The sequence below is a fragment of the Nocardioides agariphilus genome, assembly GCF_015352445.1.
GTDB lineage: Bacteria > Actinomycetota > Actinomycetes > Propionibacteriales > Nocardioidaceae > Nocardioides > Nocardioides agariphilus.
The window spans coordinates 1-1,260 of sequence record NZ_JADKPO010000078.1 but is presented as its reverse complement, the minus strand read 5'-3'; the positions used below and the strand labels follow the sequence as shown (position 1 = coordinate 1,260).

Genomic DNA, 1,260 nt, shown 5'->3' with positions numbered 1-1,260 from the left:
CGCCTGTTCGTCGAAGGGTTGTTGGGTCACGAGCATGCGGTAGATCAGGCGGCAAGCGTTGCGGGCGAGCGCGACCCGGGCCTGGATCGGAGCCATTCCGCGGGCTCGCAGCGCGGCGTTCCGATCGGCGAACGGCGGCGAGTACAGCGACAGCCCCCAGGCGATCCCCATCAGGGCGTCGCGGTGCTCGGCCAGGCCCTGACGGGAGATCCGGCCGCGCTTGCGCAGGGTTGCCGATTCGTACATCGCCGGCGCCAGCCCGGTGGCGGAGTAGAGGTGCTCGGCATCGGGGAACCGGGCGATCGGCAGGCTGTGCGCAGCGAACGCGGCGGCCCGAAGCACAGCGACCCCCGGGAGGCTGGTCAGGACCTGACCGTCGGTGCCGGCCAGCAACACGGTGATCTCGTCCTCGAGCATCCCGATGTCGGTCTGCAGAATCCGGTACCGCTCCAGGTCCCTTCCCAGTCGTCGTGCTCGTTGCTCGGCATCTGGGGGTGGCGGCAGGCAGTCGCGCCACCGCTGGATCCAGTAGTCGGCGTTGGCCTTGCTCAGCCGGCCCGGTGACCGGACGATCAGCGATCGCCTTGTGGGCGGGCGACCAGCAAACACGACTGCGCATTCGAGGACCGCCTGACCAGTCGGACGCTCGATGGACAGACAGCGACCGTGGCCGGCCGGTGCGGACAAACCGGGGACCATGGTGTTGAGCTGGTCATGAAGCCGCTGCTGGGCCTTCTTCCGGTCCTCGACCAGACCCCGACGATGACGGACCGCCGCCCGTAACTGCTCGACCAACGACTCCTCAGCGTGAGGTCGCCCAGCGCCCTGTCGGGCCAGGTAGGTCAACGCCGCGCAGTCGCGGTCATCGGTCTTGAACCGCCCGGACCCCAGCTGGGTGCGCGCCGCCTTGGTTTCCGAGGGTGCGAACAAACGCAGCGACCCAGGGTGGAGCCGCTCGAGTTCGGCAGCCCAAGCACGATGCAGGCTCCCGGTCGCCTCGATCGCAATCACTGGCTCACCAGCATGAGCTGCCAGCATCTTCTCCAACGCCGCGATCCCCGACCTTGCGACCGGTAGCGAGACCGGCTCCTCCAACAGACCAGCCCCGTTGCTGACCCAGACCCTGTTCATCACCTTCCCCGGATCCACAGCAACGACCACCGTCGCCGGATCCAAGGCAACATCGAGCATCGCCATGAGCTGCCTCCTGTGAGCGGACCCGTCCAGCGTCCACTCAGCTACAGCTCATGACCTATCAGC

At 67.8% G+C, this 1,260-nt stretch carries 1 protein-coding gene; it reads right to left on the bottom strand.

Annotation, left to right across the window (positions count from 1 at the left end):
- Nucleotides 1-1,197, bottom strand: a 1,197-nt coding sequence (locus tag ISU10_RS22665; RefSeq protein WP_194698722.1) for an IS110 family RNA-guided transposase, incomplete at its 3' end; no start/stop codon positions are given.
- Nucleotides 1,198-1,260: the final 63 nt, after the last annotated feature.